This window comes from Bartonella sp. AU55XJBT, from assembly GCF_028618525.1.
In genome coordinates this window covers 101,524-119,775 of the sequence record NZ_JAQITC010000005.1, presented here as the reverse complement: position 1 = coordinate 119,775, position 18,252 = coordinate 101,524, and the positions used below count along the sequence as shown (strand labels likewise).

The following is an 18,252-nucleotide window of genomic DNA, read 5'->3' as shown; positions in this document are numbered from 1 at the left end:
TATAGATTACATTTTGCCCACCTTATTTTTTACGATTAACAATACCCGTCTCATCTTCTTCACGCATTTTACGTAATTTTTCTTCAGCTTGTGATGCTTCAAGCTGCTTATTCCACATTGAAGCATAAAGACCTTTCTTTCGTAAGAGCTCTGTATGCGTTCCATTTTCAATAATACGACCACTTTTAAGAACCAAAATTTCATCAGCATTGATAACCGTGGACAGACGATGCGCAATAATCAATGTTGTACGTCCACGACTTACAATATCCAATGCTTGTTGAATTTCCTGTTCTGTTGCCGTATCAAGAGCCGATGTTGCTTCATCTAGAATAAGAAGTGGGGGGGCTTTTAAAAGTGTCCGTGCAATAGCCACACGTTGTTTTTCACCCCCTGATAATTTGAGACCACGCTCTCCTACCATAGACTGAAAACCTTCCGGTAACATCTCAATAAATTTTGATATTTGTGCCATTTCAGACGCTTTGTGCACCTCTTCATCTGTAGCACTTGGGCGCCCATAGCGAATATTATAAGCAATTGTATCATTAAATAACACTGTATCTTGTGGGACCATACCGATCGCCTCACGCAAACTTTTTTGCGTTACATCACGAATATCCTGCCCGTCAATTGTGATAGAGCCCGCATCAACATCATAAAACCGAAAAAGTAATCGAGAAATGGTTGATTTCCCTGCACCCGATGGGCCGACAATGGCGACTGTTTTTCCTCCAGGGACTTCAAAATCAATATCTCTGAGAATCTGACGCGTCGAATCATAAGAAAATTTTACCTGATGAAAACGAATGGTCCCATCGCTTATCTCTAACGGTTTAGCATCTGATTTATCAGTGATTTCCTGCTGAACATCTAAAAGATCGAACATCGCTTCAATATCCGTTAAACCTTGTCGAACATCACGATAAATTGAACCAATAAAATTCAGTGGAATGGAAAGTTGCATTAAAAGGGCATTAATAAAAACAAAATCCCCTAAAGTTTGTGTCTTATAAAAAACTTCATAAGCTGACATCAGCATCATGATCGTCATTCCAATACCAAAGATAAGAGCCTGACCAAAATTAAGCCAGCTTAATGATGTCCAAATCTTTGTTGCGGCTTTTTCATAACCCGCCATAGAAGCATCGAAACGATCGGCTTCTAGAGTTTCATTGCCAAAATATTTGACCGTTTCAAAATTTAAAAGAGAATCAACAGCGCGCGTATTCGCCTCAGTATCCGCTGTATTCATTTGTTGACGAATGCGAATACGCCAATCACTCGCCTTAATGGTAAAAAAAGTATATAATAAAACCGTTACAACAACAATGAGAAGATAATGCCATCCGTAGTTGATGTAAAATACAAGAGCCGTTAATATAAATTCTAAAATTGTCGGTACAGTATTGAGAATTGAAAATCTTACGATCGCTTCAATTCCTTTTGTTCCACGCTCAATCACGCGAGAAAGCCCACCAGTTCGGCGTTCTAAATGAAACCGCAAAGATAACTCATGAATATGTACAAAGGTTTTATAAGCTAATTGACGAACAGCATATTGACCAACAGTGGCAAAAAGAGAATCGCGCAATTGATTTAATCCAGCCTGCATAATCCGTGCAACGTTGTACGCCAAAACAAGCATGATGGGGATAATCAAACTGGACGGAAACCATTCAGGGAGCTGAAAGCTTGTATCAAGCACATTCGTAGAATATTTAAAGAAATACGGCACAGATATGAGAACGAGCTTGGATAAAACAAGATAAAATATTGCCCACAGTACACGTATTTTTAGATCACGCCGACCTACCGGCCACATATAAGGCCATAAATTGTAAAGTGTGTGCAGAGTCTTCCCTGTATCGGATGATACAGTTTTTGTCATTTCATTGCGTTTCATAAAGCCCTTACTTCATCTATCATCCACACGAAAAAGGCAAAGCATCCCCCTGTGGTTGTTTATAAGTTTCTTACGCTTTTCAATAAGCTATACCTACTCGTTGTTCGAGGTTAGACTGTTTTTGAAAAAGGAACAAGAAATAATCCACGATACAGTTTATTATTTTGATCTGTATTCTCATACCACTCTGCTGCAAATAAATTTTCAACTTTTACATGCTTTTTTTTCAATTCTGCCTGAAGCCACTTTTTTGTTTTACCAATCTCTTTAAGACCATCATCAATAACTTCACCGTTTTCTACGACAATTGTCGATTTCTTCCCCTCTTCCTTTTTAATAACAGTGCAATCACCATTGGTTTCCAAACGCACAAAAGCAGCTTCATGTAAATGACACCCTTTAAGACGTAACATCGCAATGAGATCATTAACATTGATTCCTAAGCTCTTAATCTTATCCATTTGAAAGGCCCCATCTAAAACCAATGTGACATTCCGCCCTGCAATAAGGCGGCGAAAAAAAACTGAATAGCGTGCAAAAAAATTAAAAGAGGTAATCAAGGCTTGCCAAATGAGTAGAACAAGCAATAATTGAGTGCTGCTAATATTCTGATTATAAATGACTCCTCCAATAATACCTCCCATAACAAAATTGCTGACCAGATCAACAGGTGTCATCTGACTAAGGCTTCCACGTCCCGTCGTTCTTAAAATAAATAGAAAGGCAACCAGACCTACAGCTAGCTTAAGCGCGATATATCCATAGTGATATAAAAATTCCATCATATTCTCCTTTTAATTTATGAGAACTGCTGGAATAGAGAAATTAAAGTCGTTTTATTTCCCACACGGTTATGCGCTCACCACTCTGCGGATCCTTACTATCTTTTAAGAGAATCCCCTCGGCTGCAAGCTCATTGCGAATTGTATCCGCAGCTTCCCACTCTTTATTATGGATAAGCCTTAGTCTTTCGGCAATGCGCTGATCAATAAATTTTGAATCAAGAGAGGTTTTTTTTACAAATAATGGGCAGTCTATTTTTTTAACCCATTCTTGTCGTAATAATCCTAATAAATTCATCCCATGAGCAAGAGCCAAGGCATTCCCTGCTTTATAAAATTTTCGCAAAAGAGTGAATGCTTTTGGTGTATTAAGATCATCACTGAGGGCATCTATCAAAGTATCATCAATCGCTTCATTATTTTCCATTATACTCTTTTTACTGCGAAGCAATTCATACCAACGATACAGTTCACTGCTCGATTGCATTAGACGCTGCGCTGTCCAATTTAATGGTTCACGATAATGCGTTTGGAGCATCGAAAAACGTGCAGACAAACCCGCCCAATTTTGCTTCATTTCCTCAGCTAAAACACCATTAAACTCCAAAAAATTATTCTCTAAAACAGAACGAATGGTTATAAAATTGCCAAAGCTTTTTGACATCTTTTTGCCTTCAACTTGTAAAAAGCCGTTATGCATCCAAAAATTAGCCATTCTCTCCGTTCCAAAAGCTGAACAACTTTGTGCAATCTCATTTTCATGGTGAGGAAAAATTAAATCAAGTCCACCACCATGAATATCAAAAATATTCGCAATAGGATCATCACAAGTTAAACCACCACCGTAGGGCGCTAACAACTTTGCCATTGACATGGCAGAACACTCAATATGCCAACCTGGACGACCTAAAACAGGAATTCCGCCCGGAGATTCCCAACCTGGCTCTCCCTCCACAGAAGGTTTCCATAAAACAAAATCCATCTCCTCTCTTTTATAGGCAGCAACATCAATACGCGCTCCCGCCCTCATTTCATCTAAAGAACGATTTGAAAATGTCCCATAATGGGGAGGATTTTTTATGCTCTTTATAGAAAATAATATATGATTTTCCGCTTTATAAGCGTGTCCCTTTTCAAGCAATCTTTCGATGAGTGCGCGCATCTCCTCTAAATGCTCGGTTGCGCGCGGCTGGCTGGTTGGCAATAGACAACCAAGTGCTATTGTATCTTGTTGAAACTGAGAATATGTGCGTTCGGTTAATTGACGAATAGCATAATTCAGTGAAACGTTTGGATATTCATGGGCAGCTCGTGCATTAATTTTATCATCGACATCTGTAATATTACGCGCATAGAGAACATGATCATTGCCATAAACATGACGCAATAAGCGAAATAAAATATCAAAAACAATAACAGGGCGAGCATTTCCTATATGCGCGTAATCATAAACTGTTGGACCACAAACATAAAGACGTACTTTTGTCGGATCTATTGGTGTAAAATTTTCTTTTTTACGTGTCAGCGTATTATAAAATCGCAACTTTTTCATCATTATACTCCGTAAATGATATTACGCACCGCTCTTTTAAATGCCTCTTCTCTCAAATGATCACATTATGCAGTTTAGACTAAAACTTCACCTTATCATCAATTCTTCTTCCCCTATGGTATTCACAGCTGTCTCTATCATTTATCCTAAAACAATCTCTTTTATTTGATTGGACAAAAGCATTCTATAGATAGAGAGCTTTTTTCTTCTTGAAGGAAACAAGTTTAGAAAAAATTCCATAGGCAATAGAATATTTATATGAAAAATAGATTACAGGAAGCAAATCTTAAAACTTTAACCCCATAAAGCTTCATCAGTATTTTTAATATTTCACAATGGGTTCCTTACTGTCTCTTACGCCCTATATTCTATCATCAATCATTGAGAATAATGTCGCAATTAACCCTCTTTTTTAACATCGTTCTCATGACACAATTATTTTATCTGTACAGAGTTTTATTCAAAGAAAGCAATCAAAATAATGCGTAATAATTTGAGAAAAATTATTCTTTTAATATTTTTTGTCATTTCAATGCCAACCTTTGCACAACAATCTCCACCTTATGAGAAAAAATTACTTCGCCTCGCAGAAATTTTGGGATCCCTGCATTTTCTCCAAAATCTTTGTAAGCCTCCAACAAACCAATGGCCAACAAACCAATGGTATGACTATATGAACGCACTCATTGAAGCAGAACACCCCATTCCACAAAGACGTGCTTATTTTTATGAAGCATTTAATGAAGCGTATCGTGCTTTCTCAGAAAATTATCATCATTGTACACAAGCAGCCATTGAAGCTAATCAAAGGTATATTCAAGAAGGAAGAGCTTTATCTGAAAATCTTCTCATACATTATAACAACTAATCTATATAAAAAGCATCTCCTTTAATTTAAGTGATATCAATAATGCCCTCCTCACAAATGAATAGAGCAATAAGTTATCTTCTCGAAAATAGAAAAACTTTTAAAACATAATGCTCGGTACGCCTGTATTCTTATGAACCCCTTTTCCCGTATTGCTTTTTGGCTTCTTCTCCACACCTCAAAGGACGAACATTCTTACCAACCTAGTTTGTAAATAGCCCAAGTTCTAGTGAATGCCACTTGACTTCCAACTCACGTAACAAGCCTAAAATATTCACCACACATAAAAAAAACTATGTATTAAGGAGACTGACATACCTTCTCCTTAAATGATAGTATTTTGTGGCATAATAGGATAAAATTTATGCTGTTTACACCAAAGTTTCTATAAATTTAACAGGCTCTCCTTGTGAAGGTGTGACAATTTCACCTTCCCACATAACGCGCATACCACGGACAATAGTCCCAACCGGCCAACCTTTAACCTTTTGACCATCATAAGGTGTCCAACCGGCACGCGAACCAATTAAGCTATTCGTAATAACTTCTTCTCGCTTAAGATCAACAATGGTCAAATCAGCATCATATCCAACAGCAAGACGTCCTTTACAACTTATACCAAAAATACGACTAGGACCATGTGACGTGAGATCAACAAAACGCTCAAGAGACATTTTTCCTGCGTTCACATGTGTTAACATAATAGCTGCTGTTGTTTGCACTCCTGTCATCCCTGAAGGTGAAGAGGGGTAAGATTGAAGCTTGTCCTCAAGGGTATGAGGCGCATGATCTGAGCCTAAAACATCAATAATCCCCTGTTGAACACCGTACCAAAGAGCTTCACGGTGGCGCAGTTCACGAATAGGTGGATTCATCTGAATTAATGTACCAAACCGTTTATAATCATCAGCCGTGAGAGTTAAATGATGGTGTGTCACTTCAATTGTTGCAACATCTTTATGTTTTTTGAGAAAATCAATTTCTTCTTCTGTCGAAAGATGTAACACATGAATGCGTGCTTTCGTCTCATGGGCAATTTTTACCAAACGCTGTGTACACTTTAACGCCGCAACCTCATCACGCCAAATTGGATGCGAGGATGCATCCCCTGAAATACGCAGTATTTTACGTTCTCTGAGTCTTTCCTCATCTTCAGAATGAAAAGCCGCACGACGGCGTGTATTTTTCAAAATAAGACGTACACTTTCATCATCATCAACCAAAAGATCACCGGTAGAAGATCCCATAAAAACTTTAATTCCAGCCGCACCAGGAAGTCTTTCTAATTCAGAAAGTTCATGAGCATTTTCACGCGTTCCTCCAACCCAAAATGCAAAATCACAATGCATGCGATGAAATCCGCGTTTAACCTTATCGCTTAATGTTTCTTCTGATGTTGTCAATGGATTGGTATTAGGCATTTCAAACACTGCTGTAACCCCTCCTAACACAGCAGAATATGAGCCACTTTCCAAATCTTCTTTATATTCATTGCCTGGCTCACGAAAATGCACTTGACTATCAATAATTCCCGGAAAAATATGAAGCCCCGTACAATCAATCACCTCACCAGCCGAGGCACATGTAAGGTCGCCAATTTCAGCAATACGGCCATTTGTAACACCAATATCACGCTTGCTTTTTCCATCATGATTCACAAGTGTTGCACCTTTAAAAATTGTATCAAATGTTTTAAACATAGCCACGCTCCTTACATATTGCTCACTTATCGATTATGTAACTTTGCGCAGAAAGGCAAGAACCATGATTGAAAAACAAAATGCCATTTGCTTAAAAAACCGCAAAATTATTCAAATTACAGGCGAAGAAGCAACAGATTTTTTACAGTCCCTGATCACAACAGATGTAAAAAAAATAAGTCCCAAAGAACTTTTCCCTGGAGCCCTCTTATCCCCACAAGGAAAGGTCCTTGCTGATTTTCTTATTGGTAAAAGAGAGAATAGTTATTTTATTGATATTGTGATGTCTTTGGCCGATACACTCTATAAGCGTCTGTTGCTCTATAAACTGCGTAAAAAAGTAGAAATTACACAACCATTACAAGGGCTTGTTATAGTTTCTTGGAAAAATGAATCAGATACTTTAAGTTTTGATTCAAATTTTGTTGATAAACGCTTTCCAAAACAAGAAAAAATAATACGAATCTATAGCAATGTTCCTTTTTTGGCAGCAGAAGATTATAACACATGGAATCAATTGCGAATTCGTTATGCAATTGCAGAAAGTGATCAAGACTATGAAGTCGGCAAAGTTTTTCCTCATGATATTAATTACGATCAAATCAATGGATTGGCCTTCAACAAAGGATGTTATATTGGACAAGAAATTGTTTCACGAATGCACCACCGCCGTGCAGCACGTCGCCGTATCTTGATTGTAAAAGGCCCATGTGACCTCCCCCCTCAATCAAGCATTGAAGCAGGAACAAAAGTGCTTGGCCACTTGGGAACATCTGTTGCAAATGAGGCTCTCGCTTTAATGCGTATTGACCACGTCAAAGATGCTATGGATCATAACATTCCCTTTACTGTAAAAAATATTCCTGTCACTATAAGCATTGCTGAAAATATGAATTTTACCTTTCCTGAAAATACGATAGAAAATACACATGGCTAAAGTTGAATTATTAAAAAGTGGAGAAGCTCGGGCTTGGCAAAGAATGCTCTCTGGACGCAGACTTGATCTTCTCAATCCTTCTCCTTTTGATATTGAAATTGAAGATATTGCTCATGGACTTGCACGTGTAGCACGTTGGAATGGTCAAACACGAGGAGAATACGCCTATTCTGTTGCACAACATTCACTTTTGGTCGAACAAATATTTCAAAAACTTTTTCCACAGTCGCTGAAGCATGAATGTCTCTGTGCTCTTCTTCATGATGCACCAGAATATGTCATCGGCGATATCATTTCACCCTTTAAAGCTGTCATAGGAAAACAATATGAACGCATTGAAAAACGCATCCAAGATGCGATCCACATGCGTTTTTCTCTTCCCGTTGATCTTTCTCAAAAACTTTTAAAAAAAATTAAACAAGCCGATCGTATTGCAGCATATCATGAAGCGATCACATTTGCTGGATTTAACACAGAAGAAGCCCTTCGCTATTTTGGCTCTCCCAATAATATTTCACCCGATGGTCTTAATTTACACCCCTCCTCTACTCAACAAATTGAAAACGCATTTTTGGCGCGCTTTAATGACTTGGAGGACCAAAGATTATAGGCTCTTCGCATTGTTGATTTCTTATCATTGCAGAATCATCACACTGATTTATAATGACAATTTATTGTTTTCATATTAAATGATTCCCCCTAATATGATAAGATTCACTCATTTCAAATCTGTTTATATTGAATCAATCAAGATCATTTGCTTGCACGTCACAAGCAGGCAAAGCAGTGGGAATAAAAACTGTACAAGAAGACTAAAATACCGCTTATGGACCGTCTCAAGTGGCAAGCGCTCGTCGACAACATTGGAAGTTAGCAAAGTGTATGATAGATGGTGCCGATTTGCTCTTTTATGAAGCGTAAAGAGGTCGTGCTCTATAATTTTATACACTGCGTGGAGACTTTACCGTTATACTATTCACAAGCGCCGTCGCGAGATGACATGAAGTGCCTAAATGTTTCTTAAAAAAGCACATCTATCATAAAAATAGATAAATATTCTCTTGTCAAACTTTTCATTTTAAACTGAAATTTATTTTAGTTTATAAACTTCAGTATCTACTGGAAAAGCACGGGATGTAACATCTTCTGCATAGTTCTTGATTGCGGTTTCCATGGCTTGTTCAAGGTTTCCATAACGGCGTACAAATTTAGGCACGTGAGCACCATAGCCCAACATATCTTCCATAACCAATACCTGTCCATCGCACTGATTGGATGCACCAATACCGATGGTTGGAATAGAAAGCTTTTCTGTCAATTTCACCGCTAAAGGTTCAACAACACCTTCCACAACAACGGCAAAAGCACCAGCCTTTTCAATCGCGGCTCCGTCACCTTCAATTCTTTGCCAATCACTCTCGTTACGCCCTTGTGTCTTGAAACCACCAAAACGATTCACCGCTTGGGGAGTAAGACCAATATGGCCCATCACTGGAATACCACGTTTACACAAAAAATCTATTGTTTCCGCTATATAAACACCACCTTCAAGCTTAACTGCACCACACCCCGTTTGAGCAAGAATACGCGATGCATTTAAAAAAGCTTGCTCTTTACTTTCCTCATAAGAGCCAAAAGGCATATCAATAACGACAAGAGCTTTTTGAGATCCACGCACCACGGCTTGCCCGTGTAAAATCATCATATCTAAATTAACAGGAAGTGTTGTCTCAAAACCATACACAACCATGCCAACGCTATCACCAACCACAAGGATATCACAATAGGGATCAGCAATCCGTGCCGTATAAGCTTGATAAGCTGTTAAAGAAACAATCGGCTGTTGTCCCTTTCTTGCACGTATTTGAGAAGATGTTATACGCTTTACGGTTTTATGTACACTCATTTTCCGACCTTTTCTTGCAATATATATTGATCAATAAGTCTTACCTCACCAAAACGGACAGTAAGGAGTAAAACTGCTGGTTTATCCAATTTTCCTTTGACCTCGCATAAAGTCTCCATATCTCGTAAATCTATTGCTTCAATGATTGCACGCGTCTCTTGTTGTAAAATATTGCGAACAATTTTGCATAACTTATCAACAGACCGTTCACCTTCATGGTAAAGCTCTTCAGCAGCTTTTCCACTTTCAGGAATAATTTTGGCCGCTTTACGATCTTCTAATGTTAAAAGTTTATTCCGTGAAGAATGGGCAAGACCATCTGCTTCACGTAAAATAGGGACTCCGATAATTTCAACAGGAAAAGCTAAATCCTCAGCCATACGCCGAATAATTAAAATTTGTTGAAAATCCTTTTCTCCAAAAAAAGCTTTATCGGGCTGAACAATATTAAAAAGCTTAGCAACAACACTCGTTACACCACAAAAGTGCCCTGGACGTAATTTTCCCATCAACATACGTGATAATTTTTCCACTTGCACAATTGTATCATTTCCCAAGGGCCATATTTCATCTACAGAAGGCGCAAAAACACATTCAACACCCGCTTTTTCCAATAAAGCACAATCGCTTCTCAAGTCTCTTGGATATTGATCAAAGTCTTCATCAGGTCCAAATTGCTTTGGATTGACAAAAATAGAAACCAATACGCGATCACACGTTGCTTTTGCACGCTGTACTAATGCCAGATGCCCCTGATGAAGAGCTCCCATTGTTGGAACAAAACCAATCGAAAAGCCTAAACTCCGTTCTTCTGAAGTATATTGGCGAACTTCAGCAATTGTCTTTAAAACTTTCATTTTTCCATTCTATTCAATTATGATCAGATCAACAAATAAATGCTTGTATACCAAATCGACGCTCAAACAACTGTATCAAATTCATCCGCACCGACGGCTGTTTTATATCTCGTGGCTCCCAGACATGACGCATGAGAAAAAAACCCGTTAAGTTAAAACCATTTATTATATCCCTAAAATCAGTAGGACGAGTCGTTCTTTGCACAAGAAACTGTGGAAGAATGAGAAGCTTCTTTTTCCAAGGCTCCCCTGCTTCTTCACAGACAGCCCGTCCAGATTTTGGCGATACATAATAAAGCTTTTCTTGGCGACCTGTTGCAGCACAACAAGATAAATCAAGACCAAAACCAAGTTCTTCAAGAAGCCGCATTTCAAAACGTACTAGCAATTCCGCATTTACAAATGGTTCATCAAAATTCTGCATAAAAAGGTGCAAAATATCATATAAAACGGGATGCGGATCACGTTCAGGAAGAAGCCGCAAATGAAAAGCAATCAACTGCAAAGCATAAAGCGCTTCTGGTAGACAGATTAATCGTGCCGCATGTAAATCAAGTGCTTCAAGGCGAAAAAGTCCCAAATGTTCTTCTAAACGCGCCCACCATTCAGCCTCCACAAAATTTCCAGGCTGAAGAAGAGCAGCCATACGACGCGAACGCCCTCCTTTTACCACGCCCATATAACGACCGTGTTCACGCGTCATAATCTCAAGAATAACACTTGTTTCACCATATTGGCGTGCCCCAAGAATAACAGCTTGTTCTTTCCACTTCATTTTTTCATTATTTTAAAAAATCCAATCCCATTTCCCGATAACGTTCTGGATCGGTATCCCAATTATTACGCACTTTCACAAAGAGGAAAAGATGAACCTTTTGATCCATAATTTCCATGAGCTCCTTGCGTGCTGCTTGACCAATCATTTTAATCGTATCGCCTTTTGCTCCTAAAACAATTTTCTTCTGACTCTCACGCTCTACATAAATAACTTGATTAATTTTAACAGAACCATCTGACCGCTCTTCAAAGCTTTCTGTTTCAACCGTTGAGGAATAAGGAAGCTCATCATGAAGACGAAGAAAAAGTTTTTCACGCGTAATTTCAGCAGCAAGGTGACGCATAGGCATATCGGAAATTTGATCTTCCGGATAATACCATGGCCCCTTCTGCATCATGCTACTCAACGCATGAAGTAAATCCTTGCAACCAGAACCATTTAGAGCAGAAATCATAAATGTTTGCGTAAACTTTACACGTTCATTTATTTGAGTGGTTAACGCTAAAAGAGATGATTTAACAACTGTATCAACCTTATTTAGAACAAGAACTTTTTCTTGTTTCATAGTGTTTACAATATCTAACATCATATCAACTTCATTCGAAAGACCACTTTGAGCGTCAATTAAAACAAGCAGAACATCAGCGCTCTTAGCCCCTCCCCAAGCAGCAGAGACCATGGCACGTTCTAAGCGCTTGTGAGGACGAAAAACACCCGGTGTATCGACCAATACAATTTGCACATTATCATGAATAACAATACCGCGGATTAAAGTTCGTGTTGTTTGTACCTTATGCGTTACAATTGAAACCTTTGTTCCAACCAATTGATTAACCAATGTCGATTTACCGGCATTAGGCATCCCGATAAGCACAACAAATCCAGAACGCGTTTTCATAGCGTCACTCATGATCATTTTTCCCCACGTTTTTCCATACCCCCTCTCGTCGCAAAATTTTTTCGGCAGCCATCCTTTCAGCATATCTTTTAGAGCTCCCCTGCCCAATCTCTGAAGCAAAACCTGAAATACTGACCTCTACCATAAAAACAGGATCGTGATCTGGACCTGAACGTTTGATAACCTGATAATGTGGTTGTGCATTGCCTTGGATATGTGCCCATTCTTGTAACTCTGTCTTGGCATCACGTCGAGCTGCATTCATTTTCTTTGCCCGACTTTGCCAGTATTTTTGAATAAAGGGGCGAACACTTTCCAATCCTCCATCAAGATACATCACTGCAATCAAGGCTTCTACGACATCTGCATGCATATTGATGAGTCGACGCCCTTCAAAATTTCTCATCTCAAAACCAACTTGGATCATATCAGGAAGCCTCATTTCGCGCGCAATATCAGCACATGTCTGCGCATTGACCAGATGATTCAAACGGACTGATAATTCACCTTCACTTGCTTTAGGGAAAAGTTGATACAGCATCTCTGCAATCAAAAGCCCTAGAACCCGATCCCCTAGAAATTCTAATCGTTCATAATTCCCTTGTTCTGAATCTTGCACACTTGCGTGTGTTAATGCTCTTTTTAATTTCTCTTCATCTTTAAAACGATGCCCCGTCAGCTTGAAAAGCTGATCAATCATGAGACGTTTCATCGTTGTTTCCTTGCTTGATAAGCGGCAAATCATGAACCTTATTTATGAAAGAAAACAAACGTTTCCAACGTACATCAAATGGCCAGCGCCAAATCTGCCAAGCACTTGAACCGTTACTAATAGAAAAGAAAATCACGCTCGCGCGACCAATAAGATTTTCTTCTGGAACATAGCCTACATCTAAACGACTATCATCTGAATTGTCGCGGTTATCCCCCATCATAAAATAATGCCCCTGAGGAACTTCAAAGACTTTTGTATCATCAACTTTTGGGATGAAAGCTAAATCAAGCGTATCGTAGCGAACACCATTCGGCAATGTCTCGCGATAGACCTCAACAGGATAGTTCACTTCCGTTATATCAGAATTATCAATCTCTCCCATAAAGTGACGTGAAACAGCCTCATCATTAATATAAAGAACACTTTGACGAACTTGTATACGATCACCTGGCAGCCCAACAACGCGCTTTATATAATCGATCTTCGGATTACTTGGTAAACGAAAAACGACCACATCTCCCCGTTGAGGTTGGGATGCCCAAATACGTCCAGAAAAAAGGGGCGGAGAAAAAGGAATGGAAAAATGAGAATACCCATATGCATACTTAGAAACAAAGAGATAATCCCCTACCAATAAAGTAGGACGCATGGACCCAGAAGGAATACTAAAAGGCTGGAAAAAAAGTGTCCGAATAAACGCTGCTAAAAGCAGAGCCTGTATTAAAACAGAAATTAATTCAAGAATCCCACCTTTTTTTTCTTTTTTATGCACTTTATCTTTTTGGACCATCACCAACTGCCTTCCCATCACAAATATAACTTTTTTCATCATAATATTCAAATAACAAAAGCACAATCTCTCACGCCATCTATCCACGTGGAAGTGCTTCAATAATAACAAATGCCTGCGCCCAAGGAAAATCATCTGTTATGCTGAGATGAATAACCGCATCATGATGAGGAGGTAATAACTTTTGAAGTTGCCCTTGCGCACGATTTGTTAAGTGCATGATTGGTTTTCCAGAGGACAAATTAACCACTCCCATGTCTTTCCAATTGATACCACAAGCGATTCCTGTCCCTAAGGCTTTAGCACATGCTTCTTTAGCGGCAAATCTTTTCGCATAAGAAGAAGATTTTTTTTTGAGATTTTCGGATCTATTCCTTTCAATATCCGTAAAAATACGTTGAATAAAACGCTCGCCATAAAGAACCAACATTCTCTCAATACGTCGTATATCAACCAAATCATTTCCAAGACCGACAATCATAAGACATTCCCCAATCTTTGTTACGATGAACGCTTCTTTAAATGCCTTTTTTTTATAATCTTTTGATATCGCTTTTGTTTAAAACGAACCGTTGCTCTGTAAACACCTATATAAGATAAACCACCAAAAACAACACCTAAAAGAGTTCCACCTAAAATCATAGGACTCATAATTGTGTCCCATGCCCCTTTAAAAAGGAGAGAGAAATTTGATACTGTCAAACCATTAAACAGAGCACGAATTTGAGAAAGAGAAATCTCATTGACATCGCTAAAAAGTGATAAACAAAAATACCCTACTTTATAATCAGCCATGACAATCAATAAAAATGTGAGTGGATTAGAAAAAACCGTCCCAATGATTGCAGCAGCAAAGTTTGCACGCAAAATCCAAGAAAAAAATATTGCCAAGATAATATGCACCCCGAAGACAGGGGAACAGGCTAAAAAAATACCAATAGCAAACCCTAATGCAACTTCGTGTGGTGTTGCTGATATACGCAAAATACGTTTATGTATGTAAGAAAATGAGCGAGAAAATGAACGACGTGGCCACAACCAAAGTCGAATACGCGTTACAAAATCTACTGGTTCTCGACGACGAAAAAGCATATGACTCTCAATATACATCTTTTAATGATAAAATAATCTATATCATCCAAATTAATCTTTTTTAGTTTTTGCATAAAAAAAAAATAGAAAGATAATTAAATATTTCGACTGCCTGGTTTAATCGCTGGAAGAGCAGAAAGATCTGCAGGAAGTGCATCACTCGTATAAGAAGCGATCTCGTATTCAGCTAGCGCGATCAACGGAACACCAACATCAACCTTACCACCAGAACGATCGAGGATACAGGCACTTGCCAAGACCTCTGCTCCTGCTGCCGTCAACGCCTCAACGGTCTCACGAATAGAAAGACCCGTTGTCACAATATCTTCAATAATAACAACCCGCGCACCCTTCTTGATTTCAAAACGACGCAATTCAAAGACACCATTGACACGCTCTACCCAAAGAGAAGGAACACCAAGGTGACGTGAAGTCTCATAGGAAGGAATAAGACCACCAATTGCGGGACCAACAACATAATCAATTTGTTTCTTGATAGATTCTTTGATTTTTTCAGCCAATCCACGACAGAGCTTTTCCGTCAAGTCAGCATGCATAAACACTTTTGCCTTTTGCATATAAGTTGCACTATGGCGTCCCGATGTTAAAATAAAATGCCCTTCTAGAATAGCATCTGCTTGTTTAAAAATATCAATGACATCTTGTGTATTCATTGCAAAATCTTCCTTGTTATCCATGAACCCGCCGTACTGTACTGACTGAATCTGCCTTTTTTAACTGAGAAAAAATACGATTCAAATGTTTTAAATCCCAAACTTCCAAATCAATCATCATTTCTGTAAAATCTGGTGCCATTCGGATAAAAGATAAATTTTGGATATTGGCATCGTTAGCAGAAATTATTTGCGTAATTTCAGCTAAAGAACCAGGACTATTGACAACCAAAATATTTATTCGCGCAGGAAAACGTTCGTTCATTTGGGCATCAATATCCCAGCGGACATCAATCCATCGTTCCGGCTGATCATCGTAGGCCATCAAAGCCGAAGACTGAATTGGATAAATCACGATCCCAGCGCCTGGTTGCATAATACCAACAATCCGATCTCCAGGCACTGCTCCTTCTGGTGAAAAACGGACAGGTATATCACCACGGGTTCCTCGAATAGGTAAGGCTTTAGATTGATGATCCTCTATCATTGCATCCTTTTCATTTTCTGGAACCTTAAAAATCATCCCTTGAGCATTTTCAATATTGAACCACCCTTCCTCCCCAGGCTTAAAAGATGACTTTTGTACTACACGCTCTTGATAATCAGGATAAACCGCTTTAATCACATCAGCGGAAAATAACTCTCCACGCCCAACAGCAGCCAAGACATCCTCTACATCTTTTCGTGCCAAACGTGGCAAAACTTTCTTTAAAATATCTTTTGAAAATTGTTTTCCCATATATTCAAATGAACGCTCAAGGATACGATATCCTAAGCCTGAATATTGCTTACGCACCGCTGCTCGGCTTGCGCGTCGAATAGCTGAACGCGCTTTACCTGTGACAACAAGAAATTCCCACGCAGCGGGCGGAATTTGAGCGTGTGAACGGATAATATCAACTTCGTCACCATTTTTTAATTTAGTCATTAAAGGCATAATACGACCATTGATTTTTACGCCCACACAAGAATCGCCAATGTCTGTGTGGACAGCATAAGCAAAATCAATAGGTGTCGCGCCTTTAGGAAAAGCAATTAATCGACCTTTTGGTGTAAAACAAAAAACTTGGTCTTGAAAAAGCTCAAGTTTTGTGTGTTCTAAAAACTCTTCCGGATTATCTCCATCAGATAAAGATTGTATCGTTTGACGCAACCATGCATAGGCATTCGTTTCGTTTGATAACTTCGAAGTCGAATAATTGGAACCCTGCTCCTTATATATGGAATGGGCAGCAACCCCATATTCAGCAACCTCATTCATAGCAGCCGTTCTAATTTGCAACTCAACACGTTGTCTCGAAGGTCCCACAATGGTTGTATGAATAGAACGATAATCATTTTGCTTTGGTATGGAGATATAATCTTTAAAACGACCAGGAACCATCGGCCATGTTGTATGGATGACACCAAGAGCACGATAACAATCATTCACGGATTCAACAATCACACGAAATCCAAAAATATCCGATAGCTGTTCAAAAGATAATGCCTTGCTTTCCATTTTGCGAAAAACTGAATAGGATTTTTTCTGACGGCTTTTAACATCTGCTTTAATGCCATTTTCCAAAAAAAGTTTTGTCAATTCATTTTCAATTGTGAAAAGCAAATCACGATTGCGCTTTGATAATTCAGAGAGTCGATTGGTAATCGTACGATAACCTTCTGGATTTAAATAAAAGAAAGAGAGATCCTCTAATTCTTCACGCATATCCTGCATACCCATACGGCCCGCAAGTGGCGCATAAATATCCATTGTCTCCTCAGCAATTCGTCGACGTTTATCATCACGCATGACATCAAGGGTACGCATATTATGAAGGCGGTCTGCAAGTTTGACTAAAAGAACCCGAACATCATCAGAAATGGCAATAAGAAGTTTACGAAGATTTTCTGCCTGTACAGCTTTCTTTGATACAAGATCAAGCTTATTAAGCTTTGTAAGCCCTTCAACCAACTTCCCAATTTCAGAACCAAAAAGTTGATCAATTTCTGCTCGTGTAGCACTTGTATCTTCAATTGTATCATGCAAAAGAGCAACAGCAATCGTTGCCTCGTCCAATCGCATATCTGTTAAAATAGCAGCAACTTCTAAAGGATGAGAAAAATAAAGATCACCTGAAGCACGCTTTTGATGTGCATGCTTTCTCATTGCATAATCATAGGCTCTTTTTAGAAGAGCCTCATCCACGTCAGACTTGTAACGCTGAACACGCCCAACAAGCTCACACTGACGCATCATACGAGCATATCCTTTATCTTTTCACACCTCTAACCCTTATTGAACACGCCTTATCAATAAAGGACAAGAAAAATAACCGCTCCTTATATAGCAAGCTATCTTCACTCCTGTAATATCAACCGCCGTAATTAATAGTCGTCACTTTTTTCTGGAACAACCAAACCTTCAATCCCTGCTAAAAGCTCTTCTTCTGACATCTGATCAAATGAAGCTCCTTCTTCTTGAGATGATGTATTAAAAACACTTTCAGCCTCACTTGAATGGGTAATGAATTCACTTGCCATTTCTGGTTCATCTACTTCCACATGCTTTTGCAGCGAATGAATAAGATCTTCTTTTAAATCAGCAGGCGACAACGTTTCTTCTGCTATCTCACGCAAAGCAACAACTGGATTTTTATCATTATCACGATCAACGGTAATCTGCGCACCTTGCGAAATCTGACGCGCCCGATGACCTGCTAAAAGTACCAATTCAAAGCGGTTATCAACTTTATCAATACAATCTTCTACCGTTACGCGGGCCATTTATGCCTCTCTCTCAAATAAAAAATTTAAT

The 18,252-nt window shown here is 38.9% G+C and carries 18 protein-coding genes; 3 read left to right on the top strand and 15 right to left on the bottom strand.

Translation table 11 applies throughout. The features are described 5' to 3' along the window. Positions 1-22: 22 nt before the first annotated feature. From PVV70_RS03995 to cysS, 3 genes are all read right to left on the bottom strand, one after another. Positions 23-1,906 (bottom strand): ABC transporter ATP-binding protein/permease, encoded by a 1,884-nt coding sequence (locus PVV70_RS03995; RefSeq protein WP_273758001.1) that lies wholly within the window; start codon positions 1,904-1,906, stop codon positions 23-25. 110 nt (positions 1,907-2,016) lie between these two features. Further along, positions 2,017-2,688: a DUF421 domain-containing protein gene (locus PVV70_RS03990; protein ID WP_273758035.1), complete on the bottom strand. Its 672-nt coding sequence runs from the start codon at positions 2,686-2,688 to the stop codon at positions 2,017-2,019. 43 nt (positions 2,689-2,731) lie between these two features. Next, entirely contained in the window at positions 2,732-4,240 is a 1,509-nt protein-coding gene (gene cysS / locus PVV70_RS03985) for a cysteine--tRNA ligase (protein WP_273758034.1), read from the bottom strand. A 481-nt stretch (positions 4,241-4,721) separates the two neighbouring features. On the opposite strand from cysS, the gene PVV70_RS03980 reads away from it, so the two are divergent. After that, positions 4,722-5,108: a TIGR02301 family protein gene (locus PVV70_RS03980; RefSeq protein ID WP_273757999.1), complete on the top strand. Its 387-nt coding sequence runs from the start codon at positions 4,722-4,724 to the stop codon at positions 5,106-5,108. Positions 5,109-5,479: 371 nt separating this feature from the next. Here PVV70_RS03980 and PVV70_RS03975 read toward each other — a convergent pair whose 3' ends face one another. Next, positions 5,480-6,808, bottom strand: a complete 1,329-nt coding sequence (locus PVV70_RS03975) for a dihydroorotase (RefSeq protein WP_273757998.1) — start codon at positions 6,806-6,808, stop codon at positions 5,480-5,482. 64 nt (positions 6,809-6,872) lie between these two features. Between PVV70_RS03975 and PVV70_RS03970 the strand changes: the two genes are divergently transcribed. Further along, on the top strand, positions 6,873-7,745 hold the full coding sequence (locus PVV70_RS03970) for a folate-binding protein YgfZ (RefSeq protein ID WP_273757997.1): 873 nt from the start codon (positions 6,873-6,875) through the stop codon (positions 7,743-7,745). Continuing rightward, the gene (locus tag PVV70_RS03965; protein WP_273757996.1) at positions 7,738-8,355 is read left to right on the top strand and encodes an HD family hydrolase; all 618 of its coding nucleotides are present in this window, start codon (positions 7,738-7,740) and stop codon (positions 8,353-8,355) included. The genes PVV70_RS03970 and PVV70_RS03965 overlap by 8 nt, the downstream gene beginning before the upstream one ends. Before the next feature lie 480 nt (positions 8,356-8,835). Here PVV70_RS03965 and panB read toward each other — a convergent pair whose 3' ends face one another. The 11 genes from panB to rpoZ all read right to left on the bottom strand — a co-directional run bounded on the left by panB (position 8,836) and on the right by rpoZ (position 18,221). After that, positions 8,836-9,651 (bottom strand): 3-methyl-2-oxobutanoate hydroxymethyltransferase, encoded by an 816-nt coding sequence (panB, locus tag PVV70_RS03960; RefSeq protein WP_273757994.1) that lies wholly within the window; start codon positions 9,649-9,651, stop codon positions 8,836-8,838. Beyond that, positions 9,648-10,508 (bottom strand): pantoate--beta-alanine ligase, encoded by an 861-nt coding sequence (gene panC / locus PVV70_RS03955; protein ID WP_273757992.1) that lies wholly within the window; start codon positions 10,506-10,508, stop codon positions 9,648-9,650. Before panC ends, panB begins: the two co-directional genes overlap by 4 nt. 28 nt (positions 10,509-10,536) lie before the next feature. After that, on the bottom strand, positions 10,537-11,283 hold the full coding sequence (gene recO / locus PVV70_RS03950; protein ID WP_273757990.1) for a DNA repair protein RecO: 747 nt from the start codon (positions 11,281-11,283) through the stop codon (positions 10,537-10,539). Between the two features lie 7 nt (positions 11,284-11,290). Beyond that, positions 11,291-12,196 carry a GTPase Era gene (gene era, locus PVV70_RS03945; RefSeq protein ID WP_273757989.1) on the bottom strand — a complete coding sequence of 302 codons (906 nt, stop codon included), beginning with the start codon at positions 12,194-12,196 and terminating at the stop codon, positions 11,291-11,293. Further along, on the bottom strand, positions 12,189-12,896 hold the full coding sequence (rnc, locus tag PVV70_RS03940; RefSeq protein ID WP_273757988.1) for a ribonuclease III: 708 nt from the start codon (positions 12,894-12,896) through the stop codon (positions 12,189-12,191). Before rnc ends, era begins: the two co-directional genes overlap by 8 nt. Continuing rightward, positions 12,877-13,689 carry a signal peptidase I gene (lepB, locus tag PVV70_RS03935; RefSeq protein WP_273758033.1) on the bottom strand — a complete coding sequence of 271 codons (813 nt, stop codon included), beginning with the start codon at positions 13,687-13,689 and terminating at the stop codon, positions 12,877-12,879. The genes rnc and lepB overlap by 20 nt, the downstream gene beginning before the upstream one ends. A 79-nt stretch (positions 13,690-13,768) precedes the next feature. Next, positions 13,769-14,170, bottom strand: a complete 402-nt coding sequence (gene acpS / locus PVV70_RS03930) for a holo-ACP synthase (protein WP_273757986.1) — start codon at positions 14,168-14,170, stop codon at positions 13,769-13,771. Between the two features lie 20 nt (positions 14,171-14,190). Beyond that, positions 14,191-14,781: a DUF2062 domain-containing protein gene (locus PVV70_RS03925; protein WP_273757985.1), complete on the bottom strand. Its 591-nt coding sequence runs from the start codon at positions 14,779-14,781 to the stop codon at positions 14,191-14,193. A 95-nt stretch (positions 14,782-14,876) separates the two neighbouring features. Next, positions 14,877-15,455: an orotate phosphoribosyltransferase gene (gene pyrE, locus PVV70_RS03920; RefSeq protein ID WP_273758032.1), complete on the bottom strand. Its 579-nt coding sequence runs from the start codon at positions 15,453-15,455 to the stop codon at positions 14,877-14,879. Positions 15,456-15,471: 16 nt separating this feature from the next. Further along, positions 15,472-17,694 carry a bifunctional (p)ppGpp synthetase/guanosine-3',5'-bis(diphosphate) 3'-pyrophosphohydrolase gene (locus tag PVV70_RS03915; protein WP_273757984.1) on the bottom strand — a complete coding sequence of 741 codons (2,223 nt, stop codon included), beginning with the start codon at positions 17,692-17,694 and terminating at the stop codon, positions 15,472-15,474. A gap of 128 nt (positions 17,695-17,822) precedes the next feature. Further along, positions 17,823-18,221 carry a DNA-directed RNA polymerase subunit omega gene (rpoZ, locus tag PVV70_RS03910; RefSeq protein ID WP_120121952.1) on the bottom strand — a complete coding sequence of 133 codons (399 nt, stop codon included), beginning with the start codon at positions 18,219-18,221 and terminating at the stop codon, positions 17,823-17,825. Between the last annotated feature and the right edge of the window lie 31 nt (positions 18,222-18,252).

Excerpts from the sequence above, each read along its gene's own strand:
- PVV70_RS03995 (WP_273758001.1), bottom strand. The coding sequence starts at position 1,906 with ATGAAACGCAATGAAATGACAAAAACTGTATCATCCGATACAGGGAAG.
- PVV70_RS03990 (WP_273758035.1), bottom strand. The coding sequence starts at position 2,688 with ATGGAATTTTTATATCACTATGGATATATCGCGCTTAAGCTAGCTGTA.
- cysS (WP_273758034.1), bottom strand. The coding sequence starts at position 4,240 with ATGAAAAAGTTGCGATTTTATAATACGCTGACACGTAAAAAAGAAAAT.
- PVV70_RS03980 (WP_273757999.1), top strand. The coding sequence starts at position 4,722 with ATGCGTAATAATTTGAGAAAAATTATTCTTTTAATATTTTTTGTCATT.
- PVV70_RS03975 (WP_273757998.1), bottom strand. The coding sequence starts at position 6,808 with ATGTTTAAAACATTTGATACAATTTTTAAAGGTGCAACACTTGTGAAT.
- PVV70_RS03970 (WP_273757997.1), top strand. The coding sequence starts at position 6,873 with ATGATTGAAAAACAAAATGCCATTTGCTTAAAAAACCGCAAAATTATT.
- PVV70_RS03965 (WP_273757996.1), top strand. The coding sequence starts at position 7,738 with ATGGCTAAAGTTGAATTATTAAAAAGTGGAGAAGCTCGGGCTTGGCAA.
- panB (WP_273757994.1), bottom strand. The coding sequence starts at position 9,651 with ATGAGTGTACATAAAACCGTAAAGCGTATAACATCTTCTCAAATACGT.
- panC (WP_273757992.1), bottom strand. The coding sequence starts at position 10,508 with ATGAAAGTTTTAAAGACAATTGCTGAAGTTCGCCAATATACTTCAGAA.
- recO (WP_273757990.1), bottom strand. The coding sequence starts at position 11,283 with ATGAAGTGGAAAGAACAAGCTGTTATTCTTGGGGCACGCCAATATGGT.
- era (WP_273757989.1), bottom strand. The coding sequence starts at position 12,196 with ATGAGTGACGCTATGAAAACGCGTTCTGGATTTGTTGTGCTTATCGGG.
- rnc (WP_273757988.1), bottom strand. The coding sequence starts at position 12,896 with ATGAAACGTCTCATGATTGATCAGCTTTTCAAGCTGACGGGGCATCGT.
- lepB (WP_273758033.1), bottom strand. The coding sequence starts at position 13,689 with ATGGTCCAAAAAGATAAAGTGCATAAAAAAGAAAAAAAAGGTGGGATT.
- acpS (WP_273757986.1), bottom strand. The coding sequence starts at position 14,170 with ATGATTGTCGGTCTTGGAAATGATTTGGTTGATATACGACGTATTGAG.
- PVV70_RS03925 (WP_273757985.1), bottom strand. The coding sequence starts at position 14,781 with ATGCTTTTTCGTCGTCGAGAACCAGTAGATTTTGTAACGCGTATTCGA.
- pyrE (WP_273758032.1), bottom strand. The coding sequence starts at position 15,455 with ATGAATACACAAGATGTCATTGATATTTTTAAACAAGCAGATGCTATT.
- PVV70_RS03915 (WP_273757984.1), bottom strand. The coding sequence starts at position 17,694 with ATGATGCGTCAGTGTGAGCTTGTTGGGCGTGTTCAGCGTTACAAGTCT.
- rpoZ (WP_120121952.1), bottom strand. The coding sequence starts at position 18,221 with ATGGCCCGCGTAACGGTAGAAGATTGTATTGATAAAGTTGATAACCGC.